The sequence below is a fragment of the Arcicella sp. genome, assembly GCF_964672035.1.
In genome coordinates this window covers 1-16,654 of the sequence record NZ_CBABQS010000090.1, presented here as the reverse complement: position 1 = coordinate 16,654, position 16,654 = coordinate 1, and the positions used below count along the sequence as shown (strand labels likewise).

Genomic DNA, 16,654 nt, shown 5'->3' with positions numbered 1-16,654 from the left:
CTGCCTGGCGATGGCGACAAAGTTCGTAAGCAGTTGAACGAATTACGTTTAGAGATGGGTAATCGTTTGGGACTTCGTGACCCAAAGAAATACGCTGCCCATTGGGTTGTGGATTTCCCGTTATTGGAATACGGCGAAGCGGACGACAGATGGTTTGCTATGCACCATCCATTCACCAGTCCAAAACCAGAGGATATGCAATATTTGGAAACGGGCGAATTAGGAAAAATCAGAGCCAATGCCTATGATTTAGTTATCAATGGCGTTGAAGTTGGTGGTGGTTCAATTCGTATTTTCCAGAAAGAATTGCAGGCAAAAATGTTCGGCGTTTTAGGATTTACTGACGAAGAAGCCAAACATCAATTCGGATTTTTGATGGATGCCTTTGAATACGGAGCGCCTCCGCACGGTGGTTTAGCCTTCGGTTTCGATAGACTTTGTTCATTATTTGGCGGTTCAGATTCAATCCGTGATTTTATTGCCTTCCCTAAAAACAATTCAGGAAGAGACGTAATGATTGATTCACCTTCAACCATTGATGATAAACAATTGAATGAATTAAAAATTCGAACGGTGGTTTAGGAAAACATATAATTAACTTTTAAGGACGGCTTCGCTTTGAGTGAAGCCGTCCTTTTTTGCAATCCATTTTGCTTTATTCAAAAACATTCAATAACTTCATCTATCACAAAAAACACTTCTCAAAACATGGAAACCCTCAAATTAACGATTCAAAACCACATTGCCCACGTCACAATCAATCGTCCTGATAAAATGAATGCCCTCAATCAAGCTGCTTGGGATGAAATTACGGAGGTTTTTGAATATCTTGACGAAAATGCAGATGTGCGAGTAGTCGTTTTGGAAGGCGGGGAAAGCAAAAATTTCTGTGCTGGCATTGACCTTAGTTTATTGATGTCAGTTTCTCAAAATAATACCAAATGTGAAGGTCGCAAACGAGAGAATTTACGTAAAAATGTCTTGAAATTGCAAGCCCCAATTAATGCCATTGAAAACTGTTCAAAGCCCGTTTTAGTAGCAATTCATGGCGGTTGTATTGGCGGTGGCATAGATTTAGTTTGTGGATGTGATATGCGTTACTGCACGGACGATGCCTATTTCACGATTAAAGAAATTGACATGGGCATGGTTGCAGACTTGGGAACGCTCCAACGTTTACCAAAGCTCATTAGTGAAGGAATGGTGCGAGAAATGGCATACACAGGACGCAACGTTGGCGGGCAAGAAGCAGAGCGAATTGGCATCGTAAACCGTTCATTTTCGGACAAAACCACCATGATGGCAGAAGTAATGAAAATTGCCGAAACGATTGCCCAAAAATCTCCGTTATCTATTAGGGGAATAAAACATATTCTCCTCCACACTCGTGACCATTCCGTGGCCGATGGACTTAATTATATGGCAACTTGGAATGCAGCCATGTTGCTCTCAGCTGATTTACAAGAGGCTTTTGAGGCAAAAATGGGGAAGAGAGATGGAGTTTTTGAAGGCTAACTCAAATCCATATCATTCAAACAAAACGTTACGCCATCTAAGATTTCAATGGTGTCAGTCCAAGCATGAATACTTGTTTGAGATAAAGTAGAAACTCTTACTTCTTGCAATTCTGAAGAGAGAATCCAGATCACTTTCTCAACGCCAAAGTCTAATAATTTTTGCGTTTTTTGATTGATATAATCATTAAAACTCTCAAATTCTTGTTCATAATCAGCTCTGACATCCACTTCAATGGCTACTTTTGGAGGCACATTGGCATATTTTACAGACCTTTTGTTTTGAATACGATTTCGCTCAATAATGGCAATGTCATTAGAAATATTGTTACGATAACCCAAATGTAAACCAGGTTCATTAGTAACAATGGCATATATTTTACGATTAATTGCATCGTACAATTGTCCCAAAATAAATTCTATAATAAGTGATTGAAAAATACTACTTCCCATTTCGAGTTGCTTAAGGTTGTAATTTTGTAGCGCATACGTTTTTATTCCTTTATAAAGAATTGGGACACCATCCCATTCTTCATAAACAAGGTGTTCTGGAATATCCGAGAATCGACTGAAACCCAATTGATGAGCTTTTTCGTTAAATCCTACCATAATTTGATGATTTTTAAACAAAGATATTAGAAATTTTAATTGATGTATTATCAGAGAATCTAAATATGAAATTGTATTTTTAACTTTGTGTGCGAATTACAAACAAAATCTCACGACCTCACAGTCAAATGCTAACAAACTTACAAATAAAAAACTACGCTCTCATTGAGCATTTGGACTTTGCACCCGACCGTGCCTTGAACATCATCACGGGCGAAACGGGTGCGGGAAAATCCATCATGTTGGGAGCTATTGGCCTATTATTGGGCAATCGTGCCGATACTCGCACGCTCTATAATCCGAGTGAAAAATGTGTAATTGAAGGTGAATTTAATATTTCGGGCTATATTATTCGGAGTATTTTTGAGGAAGAAGAGTTGGATTATGAAGACCATTGCATCATCCGACGAGAGATTTCTCCCCAAGGTAAAACCCGTGCCTTTGTCAATGACACACCCGTAAATTTGGAGACACTCCGTAAGGTAACTTCACAACTGATGGACGTGCATTCTCAGCACGATAATTTACTGTTGGGAGCGAATGATTATCAACTCCAAATTGTGGATACTTTTGCCCAAAACAACGAATTTCTTGATAAATATAAAGCTGATTATCAGACCTATAATAAAGCTAATCGAACTTATGAGCAGTTATTGAGCGAAGCCAAGGAATCTAAAAAAGAGTTTGATTATAATGCTTTTCTACTGGATGAATTGCAAAAAGTAAAACTAAAAAACAATGAATTAGAAGGCTTAGAATTGGAGTTAAACAAACTCGAAAATGCCGAGGAAGTCAAATCCAAATTGTTATTGGCGACTGAATATTTGAATGACCCAGAGCAATCAATCATCACGTTTTTGACCAGCGCTGTTGCCAATTTCAACGGAATCAGCGGCTTCGGAGAACAATATGAGCAGTTACGAAACCGTTTGCAAAGCTGTTTAATTGAACTAAAAGACATTGCTGTAGAAGTAGAGTCTGAGGCGGAAGAAGTGGAATTGGATAATGAAAAAATCTCAATTATTCAACAACGACTCGATTCACTGTATAATCTTTTGCAGAAACATCAAGTAAAAACTGACCGTGAATTAATGGCCATTCAGGATGATTTGGACAAGAAAGTTAGCAAGGTTTTAAACATTGATGAAGCACTCGAAAAAGCCAAGGCCAACGTTGAAAAAACCGAAAAAACGATGATTAAATCGGGCGAAGCATTGTCGAAATCTCGCATTGCCGTCTTACCCGTTATCGAAAAACAAATTTCGGATTTATTGAAAGATTTGGGAATGCCCAATGCCAGCTTGAACATTAATAACGAAATCATCAAACCAACACCTAATGGTCTGAATACCATCAATTTACTATTTTCTGCCAATAAAGGAATTAAGCCGCAACCCATCAAAAATGTGGCTTCGGGCGGTGAATTTAGTCGTTTGATGTTGGCGATAAAATATATTTTAGCTAATAAAAGAGCCTTACCAACCATCATTTTTGATGAAATTGATACGGGTATTTCGGGCGAAGTTTCGATAAAAGTAGGTAATATGATGCGTGAAATGAGTCGTAGTCACCAATTGATTGCCATTACGCATTTGCACCAAATTGCGGCACAGGGTTCGGCTCATTATTTTGTTTATAAAGATAACTCATCAGCCAAAACTGTTTCTCGCATCAAAAAGTTAACGAATGAGGAAAGAGTGATGGAAATTGCCCAAATGATTGGTGGACAAAATCCTTCAAAAGCTATTGTGGACAACGCAAGGGAGATTTTGAGTAAACATTTAGTCGATAAGATGAATTATAAATTAGATTTGTAATCAAATTATTATGACACAAATGCGTTCGGCAATCGAATCGTCGAACTGCACAGATTTAAAAGGATTTTTTTTGATTGATGAAGTAAATTCATTTCAACTAACTGTACAATTATGAAAAAAATAATAGTCACAATTGCCCTTTTTGCCACGTTGACGGCTTGCCAAAAGAATACAGAGGACAAGCAGAAAACGATGATTAATGAAGTCATGGCGGTTCATGATGAGATAATGCCCAAGATGGACGATATTATGTCTTTGAAAAGTAGTTTGGATTCTGCTATCAAAGTTTCGCCCGATTCTGTTAAAGCTAAAAAACTGTATTCTGCCTTGGATATAGCGGATAATCAGATGATGGATTGGATGGAAAACTATGATTCGGAATCTGTGAAGGGTAAATCAGAAGTAGAAATTAGTAAATATTTCGCCAACCAAAAAACTAAAATAACAGAAGTTAAAGTACTGACTGACAAGAGTATAGAGGAGGCTAAGGGCTTTTTAGGGAAGTAAACAGACACAAAAATGAAACTATCAAATTATTTATATTTTTTCCTATTCCTATCATCCTGCAACACAAAACCCGAAAAACTTCCAATTCTCGGCAATAAAGAAGCAGTCGTAAAAATGGTTGATGGAAAGCAAATTACCGACACACTTTATCATCAAATACCTGATTTTGAGTTTATTAACCAAGATTCTTCCAACATTACCCAGAAGGATTATGCAGGTAAAATATACGTGGCAGACTTCTTTTTTACGACTTGTCCAACGATTTGCCCGAAGATGAAAACCCAAATGTTGCGGATTTATGAGAAGTTTAAGGACAATCCAAAAGTAGCCATTCTTTCCCATACAATAGACCCACGTCATGACACGCCCGCTGTGCTTCGGGAGTTTATGAACAATTTAGGAATTAAATCAAAAATGTGGCAGATGGTCACGGGCGATAAAGCCAAAATTTACGAAATCGGACAAAAAAGCTACATGGTTTCTGCCACCGATGACCCAAGTCAACCAGGTGGAATTGTTCACAGCGGAGCATTTATTTTAGTTGATAAAAACCGACATATCAGAGGGATTTATGATGGGACTGAGCCTGAGAAAGTGGATAAATTGATGAAGGATATGGAGGTATTATTGAAGGAGTTGTGAGTTAGCGATTTAAAAAAACCAAAAATGAATATTATAACAAAAAAACTGCCAAAATTTTCTTACCTTCTGCTCATCGCTCAATGCTCATTACTTACCACTTCATGCAGTCAAGAAGATGTCAAATTAAAACAATATTACATTGACGGTCAAGCGCTTTATAAAACGCATTGTGCCAATTGCCACCAAGACAATGGACAAGGTTTAGCAGGACTTTATCCACCCATTGCAGGTTCAGATTTCCTTAAAAAGAATAAAGAATTAGTACTCTGTTCGATGCGAAATGGCTTGAAAGATACCATCGTGGTTAATGGCAAAACTTACCGCCAACCAATGCCCGCAAATACCCAATTACAGGCTTTGGATGTAGCCGAGATTGCTACGTACATCTACAATGAATGGGGAAATGAAAAGGTAATTACCGATGTAAAAAGTGTGCAGAAGCTATTAGAAGATTGTAAAAAATAGCCTTTCGATGTTTGATGTTCGTTTTTCAATGGTCGTTTCCATACATCGAAAAACGAATATCAAGCATCGAAAAAATTACTGCGGTAAGCTTTTCACGCTCACTACGCCAGTAACTTTTCTTATGGTATAATCCGTAAAATCTTGATTAGAATCCATCCCCATACCGTGCAATACTTGGTCGGGGGTTTTAATATCCACTTGTTTATCCGTATAAATTTTCTTCGTTTCAGGATTCCAAAATAACTCAGGCGTTTCCAGCACTTCGTGTTTTACCTGATTATCAATTTGTACTCTTCCCATCACTCGGTAGAGGTTTTTGGCCCGAATAAATCGAGCAGAGTCTCCTCTTAATTTCGTGGTATTATTACCAAATTTATCAAAAAAGAAAATTCTAATCTCTTTTGGAAAAATCTTATCTTCCGAAGCCATCGTTAATTGCACATCAGTAGTCATTCTAACCACCAATCTCGCCGAATCTGAATAGGTCATATTAATGCCATAAACTTCTGAAATTGGTCCCTTGTATTCCTCTTTTTTGACCACTTTTTTGTCATCGTCGCAAGAAATTAGTGAGCAGAAGAAAGAAGGCAGTAGGCAGTAAGTAATAACATTTTTCAATGACATATAGCAACAAAAGTGGTCTGCGAAAACACAGACCACGGCATTTAATTTTATTTTCAAATTTTCGAATGAATACATTTTCAAATTAATATTAATCAATTTTAGGTTTACGGAACCAATAGAAATCTCCCAACGAAAATCCAATAACGATTTTATTATAAACTTCTTCAATACCAGTTGTTGCAAAAGTTCCTCTTTTCCCTCTCACGTATGCCACGTTGATATATGAAATTGTTCTCAGAGGAAATGAAGCTCCCACTGAAAAACTCATATCTGTTGCTTGACTTCCACCGTTAATTGAATATGGAGAAGTAGTATAATTTAAACCTGCACGGTACATTACGTGATTAAAATATCCGTTTAAGGCATCAAATTGAGGAATAAATTCAGCTCCTAAGGCAATAGTAGAAGCATTTTTTAAATTCTCAGAAGAACCATTAAGGTTTTGATAACCAGACCATTGTGTCATTGAATAATCAAGTGATACTAATAATTTTGCTGGTTTTTCAAGGCTAATTCCGAATCTATAAGTAGCTGGTAATGAGAAATTTCCCGAAAGCTGTTTCAAGGTATCTGCATTAACTTGTTGGGCGCTTGAATTATTAATGGTAAATCTTTTCAAGGATTTCGCCCCAACACTTTGTCCAAATTCAGCCGTTGCACCAAGATTAAGGAAGTAGTCTTTATTCAATTTTGGTCTCCAAGCCCATCCTAATTTAAAATGCACACCCGAATAATTAGTACGGTCAGCCAAGGTTACTTGATAACGTTGCCCATCACTCAAATTTTGCGTAGAAACATTACGATTAATTACCCCAAAAAGATAGGCCGTTTCCAAGCCCACATACATATCCTTAAGAACTCTAACTCCATTAGAAATAACCGCTTTATTCAAACCACCATCCCCAATGTATGAGTAAGTAACACTATCTGTACCGACGATAGTCAATTTTTGCGAGGTAAAAGTTTTATAGTTCACCGTACTATAGGGAGCTAATCCCAAAGCCAAAGTCCACCTTGACGAAACTGGTAACGCTAACGTAATAGGGTTCAAGGTTCCATCAAACGTATTAGAAAGTTGTCTATCATTTTGCATAGATTTTCCTTCCATCTTTACACCCATTTCAAAAACAGTATAACGATTTCGAGCCAACAAAGCGGGATTCAAAGTATTAACATAAATACCATTTGAATTGGCCACTCCTAAACCTCCCATCATTGAATGAATAGCAGTTCCGCCCGTATAAACTTCGCCAATGCCCAAATAAGAGAAAGGTGAATTTGTTTGCTGTGCGTTAGTTTTGAAGGTAAACAGTAGGCAGTTAGCCATTAGCAGTAAACAGTAAGCGGTTACTTTCATTAAATTCTTTGGGGAAAAATTAGTTTTAAGTCGTGAGAGTTCACTAAAACCTATTGTTTTTTTTATGTTCAACATTATATTCTAAAATTCTGTTAAGTCCAATCAGCACCAATTCTGGGACTACAAAGTTCGGGTATTTTATGCGGTTTGCAAAGTAAGTGGCATCTCCACCACACAAAATGACGTTAATATTTGTTAAAACCTTGCCATACTCTTCAATAAGCCCATTTATTTCTGCCAACAATCCATTCATAACACCACTTTGCATAGCGTGCTTCGTGTTTTTACCAATCAATGACGGAATTTCTTCAGGTTCTAATAACGGTAAACGTTTCGTAAAGGTATTCATGGCTTTAAATCTCATACGCACGCCAGGGGAAATAATTCCGCCTTGAAAATTATTATTTTCATCCACTAAATCGTAGGTAATACACGTTCCCATATCAATTACTAAGCAGTTATTTTGAGGATATAAAACTTTCGCCCCAATTGCCGCCGCAACACGGTCGGCACCCAAGGTTTCGGGTGTGTAATAGAGTTTGGAAATGGGCACGGGTGTAGTGCTTTTTAGTAGGTAAATATCAGGCGTTATTTTAGAAAATTCATCCATTAATTGTTCTTCCGAATAACTTACCGAAGAAGTCATAATATATTGAGGGTGAATACTTTGCACGTAATCAACAAGTTCTTGATAGGTCAAATTCCAATTGGCTTCCACCAATTTCCCTTCCGAGAAAAGTCCCGTTTTTGCGTACGTATTTCCTAAATCTATGGATAAATTCATCTGATATTTTTAATCATTATTTTAACAAAATTACTTTTTCTTTGATTAATGTCTTTCAACAATTAGAATAAATTAACTTTACATTTCATTTAAACCTTTAAAAATGCAATATTTAGAATCTGAATTTCTTGAAAATAAAGTCGTTGACATCCTGTGGTTATCGGGTATACTAATTTTCGGATTATTATTCAGACGATTTTTAGCCGATTATTTCAGTAGAATTCTCTACCGTTTTATTCGCCACGATAGCATCCCGATTCGTACTTTTGTGGAGATACTCAGGAAACCAATTCGACTATTTATCACGCTGATAGTCTTATACTTAGCTTCCAGTTTTACTCATTTTCCAGCTTCTTGGCACCTGCCTTCACAAGAAGTATTTGGCATAAAAATGATATTATTCCGAGGATTTCAAGGCGTATTTATTTTTGCAGTTTCATGGGTTTTAGTCAGAATTACGAAGTTTATTGCTTTAATTTTTCAAGAACGAACTGCCTTAACGGAGTCGAAGTTGGACGACCAATTTATTCCATTTTTCAGAGATTTAGTAGTCGTTGGCATTTCCATTTTGACCATTTTCTTCCTTTTGGGCGTAGTTTTCAAAGTGGATGTTGTGGCTTTGGTAACTGGTTTGGGCATTGGCGGACTCGCCATTGCTTTAGCCGCCCGAGAAACACTGGAAAATCTTTTTGCCTCATTTACATTATTTTTAGATTTACCTTTTGTAGTCGGCGATAATATCCAATTGGATAAAGTATCGGGCGATGTGGAAAATATTGGTTTTCGCAGTACCCGCATACGCACAGGAGATGGCAGTCTGATAAGTATTCCAAACCGACTTTTAACGGCTCAAGCCCTTGAAAATCAGACCAAAAGAAAATTCATGCGGGCAAAGTATACCGTAAAATTACAGTCAGACACTTCCGTCGATATTTTAGAAAAAATCATCGAAGAAATAAATCAGGTTGTTCATAATCAAGAACTTAACTATAAAAAAGACCCAGGCATCACCCGTTTCGGAGGATTTGGTGAGAGCTCATTGGACATTTTGGTTTCTTATAATATCGCTACCAATGATTCAAAATTATTCAATCAAATTAAAGAACAAATCAACTATCAAATTATGGCAATTATAAAAACCAACGAAACAAAATTTGCCCATCCAATTTTCAAACCATTTGCTGAATAAATAATATGAAAACAATCTTATCAACCCTCCTAATAACTTGTTGTATGGCAGCCACGTGCGCACAAACTAACTATCCAACTTTGGGTAAAGTAATCAGAATTGCCCCCGAACTTGATAAACTCATTGCCTCAGATGCTAAAATTGAGGTATTATCATCTGGTTATCAATGGACGGAAGGGCCAGTTTGGGTGAAAAATGGTGGATATTTACTCTTTTCAGACGTTCCCGCCAACACCATTTATCGTTGGAATGACGGCGATAGATTGGCAACCCCATTTCTGGAACCTTCGGGTTATACAGGCATGGGCAGATATAGTAACGAACCAGGCAGTAACGGCTTAATTATCAATCAAAAAGGAGAATTAGTAGCCTGCGAACACGGCGACCGAAGAGTATCGGCAATGCCATTAGAAGTAGGCGGAAAACGCACTTTAGCAGATAATTTTCAGGGTAAAAGGTTCAACAGTCCCAACGATGTCGTTCAACATTCAAGCGGTGCATATTACTTCACCGATCCACCTTATGGACTCGACAAACACGAAAACGACCAAACCCGTGAGTCGGATATTTTTGGCGTATATCGCATCGGAACGGATGGAAAAGTGACTATTGCCACGGCAGAATTGCAACGTCCCAACGGATTAGCCTTCTCACCCGATGAGAAGACACTATACGTTGCCCAATCCGACCCCGACCGAGCAATTATTATGGCATATCCCGTTCAAAATGATGGAAGTTTAGCAAAAGGGAAGGTATTTTATGATGCTACAACAGTTGTGAAAGAAGGAAAATTACAAGGCTTACCTGATGGACTAAAATTAGACAAAAAAGGGAATTTATTCGCCACCGGCCCAGGAGGCATATTAATTATTTCGCCCGAAGGAAAACTCTTAGGCAGAATCGACACCAACGAACCTACCGCCAACTGTGCATGGGGAGATGATGGTTCTACGCTTTATATCACCGCAAATATGTATGTTTGTAGGATTAGGACTTTGACTGTTGGCGTAGGATTTTAGGGTTATACATTGATGGCATGACTTAAAAAGTCATGCCATCAATAAAAAAATCAGTGAAAATCCATGTTGCCGCAGGCGTCTGTGTCCAACAAAAAATCATTGAAAAATATTCGTAATTTTCTCCTGTTCTAATCTCCAGTTATACTTCAAAACCATATCATAAAGTAATTTTTCTGAGACAGTTAAGTTCTTTAACAAAACCATGTTATACATCCCTCCTATTTCTCCACAATGATATTGGTTAAACGTTTTTTCATCCATTAAAAACGATTCAATTGCTGGATAATAGCGTCTAATTTGGTCTAAAATCTGAAAACCATGAATGTCAATATCACCCCAATAATAGAGTTTTTTATCGTGAAACCAATCAATTTCAGCCAATAAATTAACCGCAAAACCACCTCCCCAAATGGCAATACTCTGATTATTAGATGGAAATGACAGAAAAGTGGTAAGATTTTCAATAATGTAAATTTTCTCGCACCGAAGGTCAATACCCTTAAATTCACTTTGCCAAACACTCAGATAACTAAGATTTGGGTGAAGTCTTAACGAATCATCATGAAAGCGAATTTTGATATTTTGTTCTTCAATTTGAAGATGAAAGCGTTTGAAGAAATTGGTTTCTTCGCTCTTAATATAGGCTGGAATTAGAAAATCAAGTAACGTTTTCAAAATTCCTTGATGTGTTTCAATAAATTTCGTAGATACATTTATTGGAAGACTTCGTAAATACAAATTTGGCTGTGGATTCTGCAAAAAATAATGACACACTTTTAGTAAATCCGCTCAATTATCCAGATTCTCATTTACAATTTTTGGAGACCTTTCAAGTATTCCTTTTAGTGCTGCAATACTTTCTAAAATTACATCAACTGTATTAATAAACTCCTGATAATCAGCACATTTACCAATAAATTGCAAGAAATCTAATTTACTTTCAAATTCAATTTTGCTAATCTCGCTTTGCCTTGTTTTTAGATTTTCTTTTAAAGTTAACCAATATCCAAAGCCAATTTTATTTTTAGAATTGATTAATAATTCCTTCTGTTGCTCAAAAATATAATCAAACCCTTCATTTTTTTCTAATTCCTTACTCGATGGAATCAACATCGGGAATAAATCTTCTTCCGAAAAGTAAGACTTCAAAACCTTCTCGTACTGGCGATTTGCCTTATTTTTTAACTCATTAAGCGTTATCATATTCCAAAGATTCTTCTTCTATAAATTCCTCTTTACGTTCTTTATATTCCAAAATCGGAATATCTCTTACCGTTGATATCCGACTATCTTGTTTGCCTTTCGTAACCCAATGAATAACCGAAACATAGTCCTCAACCAACTGAATGGCATTTTGAGGGGTAATTGACATCAACTGAATGCCCAGACTTTTACATAATTTCAGCAAATATTCAGATTTATTATCATCCAAATTTGCGAAGGCTTCATCAACAACAATAAACCGAAATGACCAATTATTGTTGTGTTCACGATTAATGCCAAACTGATTGGCAATAGATGAAATCAAAATAGCATACGTTAATTGAGCCTTTTCACCCGTTGATAATCCCTCCGAACTCTCATAAATTCGCCTCACGTGGTTATCGGTTTTGAAAGATTCTTTCGCCTTAAAATCTGACCATTTTCGCACGTCCGTTACCTCTCTACGCCATTTTTCTTCTTTTTGTAATTGCTCAACAAATGGTTTTATTCGTTCCACAAAATGAGCAATATCCGCTTCTTTTGGGTCTTGGGCTAAGGCGATTTTTGAACGGTCAGCTCGCCAATTTACCATGTCAATATTCCTAAAATCCCGAATCATCGGAGTTTTCGTATCAACCCGTTCCAGTTGAATAAAAGTATCAGGATTCTGATTGAAAGGAATGTTAATTAAAGTTTCATTGATTTCGTCAATTGTATCAATAATTTTGTCGTGCTGCTCCTCCAATTTTGCACAAAAATCGGATAAATTTCTAACCACACCATCCTTAAATTCATCTCTGAAACGTTTCTCTAATTCCTCTAAATTTTGCGTTTTGATTTGTTCATATAAATCCAAGTATTCGGGCAATTGGTCAATTTCAGCTTTCAAATTATATATATCACTATTCCAGTCTGTAAATTTATCTTGAATTTCTTTTTTAGGATTTTTATACTCCCACATCACCACCCGAATATTTCTTTCTTGCGCATTTTTCTGAGTTCCTAAATCCGTAATCTGCTCTTGTATTTTTACATAAAAAGCACTTTTTATTTTGTTAAAATCTTGATAATCAAGCATATTCAACAAATCAACCGTTATTTCATCTACTTGTTTCAATTCATTTTTATGGTTTTCAGAATCAAAATTTTCAATGAAAAATGCTTGATTTCTTTGTTGCTCTTTCAACGTTTCAATTACTCCTTCAATCCGATTATGAGCTAAATATGTTGCCTGTTTTTCTTTATCTAATTTTTCAATCCTCTTCTTCAAATCTTCTAACTGCTTTTTCATCTCTTTTAAAGAAACATTCGAACTCTCCAAAACTTCTTTATCTTTGGTTAAGGCCGTAATTTTCAAAGCATCTCTTTGCCAATTTAAGGTGGAAAAATCATCTGCTTTAAGAAAGAAATTCAAGTTTTATTCTTTCCCTTCAATTTCTATAACATCATCATCAAGCCTTTTTTTATGTTTTTCTAACTTCGTAATTTCGCCACTCAATTCAGTACCTTTCCGCTTCAAACTTCCCAATAATTCCCGATTATCCCAACCCAAAATATGTCGATTAGCTGCATTATCATCACGTTCATGTCGATTTTTATTTCTCACTAATCCCGAAGGCATTAAAGCCTTTTCACAACGTTCAAACTCAGACAAATTCTCCGTACAAAAATACCCAAATCTACTAACTATCTGATTTTCAACCCAATCAACAAATTTACTTTTAGGATTAAAGTCTAACTTTGTTACGACAAAAGGTCGATTATCCTTAAATAATGTTGTAGGAATTTTACCTTCAACTTTAAAATATACGATTTTACCTCTCAAATCCCTTTGCGAATGTATGTATGAATTGACTTCAGAATAATATTTATCAGGAACAAGTAAACATAGACCCAAACCGTGTAAAACCTTTTCAATGGCATTATTCCAAACCTTTTTTTCTTCTGGTTTTACTTGAATAATTTCTGCAACAAAAGGGATTTCCGTTTCCGAAACTTCAACTGCTTTCAAAATTTCTTGTCGTATTTCAGCCACCCGACCCGTAATTTTACTCGTACTATTTTCAAGTTGTTTGATTTCTTCGAAAATCCTTTCAAATTCTATCTCCTTAACTTTTAAGTTTATTCTAACTTCATATCTTTGATTATCCAAAGCTAATTTTTGGTCTTTCAAATCTGGCTGTAAAACGATTGCATTTTCTTGGTTTTGCGTAAAAAGTAACTCATCTGGATTCTCAATAAATCCTAATTTTCTGGCAAGACGATTATAGGCTTCCGAATTACTATATTTCTCTTTCTTGCTTTTTTCTGCATCTTTTATATCACGTTCTAACGATTTTATTTGTTGGTCAACCTGATTATTTCCGATTGAAACCTCTAATTGAATCCATTTATCGACTGCATCTCCTAATTCTTGTTCCTGTTCTCCTAACTTTTTGATTAACCTATCACCTTCTCGGTCTTGTCTCTCTATTTATCTCTCCCAGAGTCCCATTTGCTGTTGAGCAAACCAAGGTTCTAACAACCTCTTTTGATTCATAAGCATCTCTAAATCAGACACCAAACTTTGATATTTTTCATTAAAATCATTAATTGGTTTCAATAAGTCTAACTGAATTCGTGCTTTTTCAAGTGCTTGATACGACATTAAAAGCGTCTGATAATTATCCATTAATTTACCAAAATCTGACTCCGCTGTACTTTCTTCAAGCATATTTGTTAGGATAAATTCATCTAAATTACCCAAAACTTTCATGCCTACGGTTTGATTAAAAAGCGTCAAAGCCTTGTCGCTTTTCATCCCAAATAATCGTTGAAAAGTTGTAGCATATTTTGGAAAAGAATCAAAATCGTCAATTTTTGTATTACACTGACGTTTCAAAGATCTTAACCAAGCACCATCACTTCCAAATTTGATATGCTCAGCAATAGACAATTCCATTTTGGCAATCAAGTATTTTTTTGCAAGCCACTATTGTTAAACCATCGAACTTGTACCAACGTAATCGGCACACTCGAAGGATTCGTAAAAACACCAAGAATTATTGAATAAGTCTCCTGACGATTTGTTCGCAATTTCTCGACCTTAGAATTCGTTTGTTCAGCATTCTGAGTACGTCCAAAATGCCCCTCAACGTAGGATTCCTCCGTTCGGTCTTTTTTAACACCAGAAGATTGATTGAAAAATCGTTTTTGAGGATTAACCAAAAGGCTTAATAATCCATCAACGAGAGTCGTTTTTCCAGAACCATTTGCTCCAGTGAGTAGCGTATTATTCCCCTCAAGGGAAAGTTTCCAAATATCTTGTTCCGATTTGCCTTGGTGGAAAGTTCCCCAATTAAAGACTTCAAATGTTTTGAGCCGATAGCCCGAATGTGTAGAATTAGTATCAAATAGAGTCAGCATAGTGTTGTAGTTTTATCTTAAATTCTTCGAGTTTATCATTACTAATTTTCGCTCTTAAAATTGTCTTAATTTCATATTGATTATTAACTGCTTTAAGTTCACCCCTAACTGATTTATCCTCTCTACCAATATTCAAGAAATCTAAATCTTTCATTTTATCAATTAAAGTATCCAGTTTACCAATCAAAGCCTTTTTATTTGTCTGGTCTTTAAAAAATAATTCAATTTTACTCCTAATTTGCTCACCCGTAACAAACAATTTACTACTATTTCCTCCTTGAATACGAGTTTCATTCTCCTCTAACATATCCCTCAAAATCACGCAGAGTAAACTTTGTTCATACGTTAAGGCAATTTTACTAATCAATTTAATCGGAATATTTACCTCATCTTCACCAAATTCTTTCTGTTTAAGACGAGCATATCCATCTGTTCGATTGAGTTCAATCTCCAATCCAATCACGGCGAAATACTCACGGATTGCCGTTTCATGCTGTTGTAATATACTCCAATATTTACGGTCATCATCGTAAATTGCACGTTTTTGCATAAATTTAACGATGGCAGAAGAATAAGGTGTTGTCATAATTTATCTACAAAAAATAATTTCAGGAAACTCAACAATACGCCCAGAACCAATCTCAAAGGCTTCTTTTTGTTTATCATTAATCAAACGTTTTTCCGACTGAGACGCAATAGCTCCATAAGCCATCAACTCCGATAAACCATATTTCAGACCGTATTCTTCCACAATTTTCTTCAGAGTTACTTACGAATTTTCACGTAATATTAGCTTAATATTTGCCAATAAAACCGATTTATCAACCGTTTTACTCATTAATTGTTGTAAATCAATGGTAGAATCATCTTTAACAACTGATAAACTTCGAGGAATAATATTACTATTATGTTCTTCCAAACTCACATAAACATCAGTGGAAATATAGTCAGCACTATCTTCAATTTCAAGAAAAATCATATTCTGCGGTGATTTATTGATAACCTCAAAAGCCAAAGTCTTAATCTCATTAATCAACATGAGCGATTTACGACGTTCCATAACATTTTTTTTCGAAATGATTTTTTGAAGCTTTTTCATCAATGAATCAAATGATTCATTCACTTTCCGACCTTCAATGTTCAAATACAACCAAATTTTTTTCAAAATTTTATCTTCGGGACGAATATCCCTATCTTGCATCAATTCAAAAACTTTTTTAATCAATTTGTCAAGTTCTTGTTTTTGCTGTGGATCATTAAGGTATGCGAATCAGGGGTTAAATAATTCAAAAAAAAAACAGACGTAGTTTAAATTGAGTTAGGATTTCATGCACGAACTCCTACTTATCAAGTTATAATTTTACGTCTGCGAAGAGTATAACGACTATCTTCGCTGGAATGTTCAGCGATTTAGCCCTAATGGGCAAGAAGGTCAAATCAGTGATGAAGAAATCATCACTATTTACTTATTTTGTGTAGCTTATGAAGAGAAATATAAAGTAAAATCTATCCATAAGCA

At 35.9% G+C, this 16,654-nt stretch carries 20 protein-coding genes and 1 pseudogene; 8 read left to right on the top strand and 13 right to left on the bottom strand.

Annotated features, from left to right (window positions below):
- Nucleotides 1-582, top strand: a 582-nt coding sequence (locus AC1W31_RS17930; protein ID WP_481735864.1) for an amino acid--tRNA ligase-related protein, incomplete at its 5' end; no start/stop codon positions are given.
- 126 nt (nt 583-708) lie between these two features.
- Nucleotides 709-1,515 carry a crotonase/enoyl-CoA hydratase family protein gene (locus tag AC1W31_RS17925; protein WP_481735863.1) on the top strand — a complete coding sequence of 269 codons (807 nt, stop codon included), beginning with the start codon at nt 709-711 and terminating at the stop codon, nt 1,513-1,515.
- On the opposite strand, the gene AC1W31_RS17920 is transcribed toward AC1W31_RS17925, so the two are convergent.
- Nucleotides 1,512-2,123 (bottom strand): hypothetical protein, encoded by a 612-nt coding sequence (locus AC1W31_RS17920; protein ID WP_481735862.1) that lies wholly within the window; start codon nt 2,121-2,123, stop codon nt 1,512-1,514. The two genes, AC1W31_RS17925 and AC1W31_RS17920, sit on opposite strands and share 4 nt — an antisense overlap.
- Before the next feature lie 128 nt (nt 2,124-2,251).
- On the opposite strand from AC1W31_RS17920, the gene recN reads away from it, so the two are divergent.
- The 4 genes from recN (at nt 2,252) to AC1W31_RS17900 (ending at nt 5,554) form a co-directional block, all read left to right on the top strand.
- Entirely contained in the window at nt 2,252-3,940 is a 1,689-nt protein-coding gene (gene recN / locus AC1W31_RS17915) for a DNA repair protein RecN (RefSeq protein ID WP_481735861.1), read from the top strand.
- 111 nt (nt 3,941-4,051) lie between these two features.
- Nucleotides 4,052-4,447 (top strand): hypothetical protein, encoded by a 396-nt coding sequence (locus AC1W31_RS17910; protein ID WP_481735860.1) that lies wholly within the window; start codon nt 4,052-4,054, stop codon nt 4,445-4,447.
- Nucleotides 4,448-4,459: 12 nt separating this feature from the next.
- Nucleotides 4,460-5,089 (top strand): SCO family protein, encoded by a 630-nt coding sequence (locus tag AC1W31_RS17905; protein WP_481735859.1) that lies wholly within the window; start codon nt 4,460-4,462, stop codon nt 5,087-5,089.
- Between the two features lie 24 nt (nt 5,090-5,113).
- Complete coding sequence (locus tag AC1W31_RS17900; RefSeq protein ID WP_481735858.1) at nt 5,114-5,554, top strand: c-type cytochrome; 441 nt, start codon at nt 5,114-5,116, stop codon at nt 5,552-5,554.
- A 75-nt stretch (nt 5,555-5,629) separates the two neighbouring features.
- Here AC1W31_RS17900 and lptC read toward each other — a convergent pair whose 3' ends face one another.
- Genes lptC through AC1W31_RS17885 form a run of 3 tightly spaced genes read right to left on the bottom strand, consistent with a single transcriptional unit; the run spans nt 5,630 to nt 8,319 of the window.
- Nucleotides 5,630-6,235: an LPS export ABC transporter periplasmic protein LptC gene (gene lptC, locus AC1W31_RS17895; RefSeq protein ID WP_481735857.1), complete on the bottom strand. Its 606-nt coding sequence runs from the start codon at nt 6,233-6,235 to the stop codon at nt 5,630-5,632.
- Nucleotides 6,236-6,266: 31 nt separating this feature from the next.
- Entirely contained in the window at nt 6,267-7,535 is a 1,269-nt protein-coding gene (bamG, locus tag AC1W31_RS17890) for a BamG family beta-barrel-assembly machinery protein (protein ID WP_481735856.1), read from the bottom strand.
- A 43-nt stretch (nt 7,536-7,578) separates the two neighbouring features.
- On the bottom strand, nt 7,579-8,319 hold the full coding sequence (locus AC1W31_RS17885; protein WP_481735855.1) for a type III pantothenate kinase: 741 nt from the start codon (nt 8,317-8,319) through the stop codon (nt 7,579-7,581).
- Nucleotides 8,320-8,422: 103 nt separating this feature from the next.
- Between AC1W31_RS17885 and AC1W31_RS17880 the strand changes: the two genes are divergently transcribed.
- A complete protein-coding gene (locus AC1W31_RS17880; protein WP_481735854.1) occupies nt 8,423-9,508 on the top strand; it encodes a mechanosensitive ion channel family protein in 1,086 nt (361 codons plus the stop codon).
- Between the two features lie 44 nt (nt 9,509-9,552).
- Entirely contained in the window at nt 9,553-10,527 is a 975-nt protein-coding gene (locus tag AC1W31_RS17875; RefSeq protein ID WP_481735853.1) for an SMP-30/gluconolactonase/LRE family protein, read from the top strand.
- 96 nt (nt 10,528-10,623) lie between these two features.
- Here AC1W31_RS17875 and AC1W31_RS17870 read toward each other — a convergent pair whose 3' ends face one another.
- The 9 genes and pseudogenes from AC1W31_RS17870 to AC1W31_RS17830 all read right to left on the bottom strand — a co-directional run.
- Nucleotides 10,624-11,301 carry a Wadjet anti-phage system protein JetD domain-containing protein gene (locus AC1W31_RS17870; protein WP_481735852.1) on the bottom strand — a complete coding sequence of 226 codons (678 nt, stop codon included), beginning with the start codon at nt 11,299-11,301 and terminating at the stop codon, nt 10,624-10,626.
- A gap of 15 nt (nt 11,302-11,316) precedes the next feature.
- Complete coding sequence (locus tag AC1W31_RS17865; protein ID WP_481735851.1) at nt 11,317-11,730, bottom strand: hypothetical protein; 414 nt, start codon at nt 11,728-11,730, stop codon at nt 11,317-11,319.
- Nucleotides 11,717-13,144 carry an SbcC/MukB-like Walker B domain-containing protein gene (locus AC1W31_RS17860; RefSeq protein ID WP_481735850.1) on the bottom strand — a complete coding sequence of 476 codons (1,428 nt, stop codon included), beginning with the start codon at nt 13,142-13,144 and terminating at the stop codon, nt 11,717-11,719. Before AC1W31_RS17860 ends, AC1W31_RS17865 begins: the two co-directional genes overlap by 14 nt.
- Nucleotides 13,145-13,147: 3 nt before the next feature.
- On the bottom strand, nt 13,148-13,903 hold the full coding sequence (locus tag AC1W31_RS17855; RefSeq protein ID WP_481735849.1) for a hypothetical protein: 756 nt from the start codon (nt 13,901-13,903) through the stop codon (nt 13,148-13,150).
- Between the two features lie 300 nt (nt 13,904-14,203).
- Complete coding sequence (locus AC1W31_RS17850; protein WP_481735848.1) at nt 14,204-14,671, bottom strand: hypothetical protein; 468 nt, start codon at nt 14,669-14,671, stop codon at nt 14,204-14,206.
- An 8-nt stretch (nt 14,672-14,679) separates the two neighbouring features.
- The gene (locus tag AC1W31_RS17845) at nt 14,680-15,135 is read right to left on the bottom strand and encodes an ATP-binding protein (protein WP_481735847.1); all 456 of its coding nucleotides are present in this window, start codon (nt 15,133-15,135) and stop codon (nt 14,680-14,682) included.
- A complete protein-coding gene (locus AC1W31_RS17840) occupies nt 15,119-15,721 on the bottom strand; it encodes a DUF4194 domain-containing protein (RefSeq protein WP_481735846.1) in 603 nt (200 codons plus the stop codon). The genes AC1W31_RS17845 and AC1W31_RS17840 overlap by 17 nt, the downstream gene beginning before the upstream one ends.
- A gap of 3 nt (nt 15,722-15,724) precedes the next feature.
- Nucleotides 15,725-15,886 (bottom strand): hypothetical protein, encoded by a 162-nt coding sequence (locus tag AC1W31_RS17835; RefSeq protein ID WP_481735845.1) that lies wholly within the window; start codon nt 15,884-15,886, stop codon nt 15,725-15,727.
- A gap of 18 nt (nt 15,887-15,904) precedes the next feature.
- A pseudogene (locus AC1W31_RS17830) lies at nt 15,905-16,390 on the bottom strand (DUF3375 family protein); the annotation flags it as partial.
- Between the last annotated feature and the right edge of the window lie 264 nt (nt 16,391-16,654).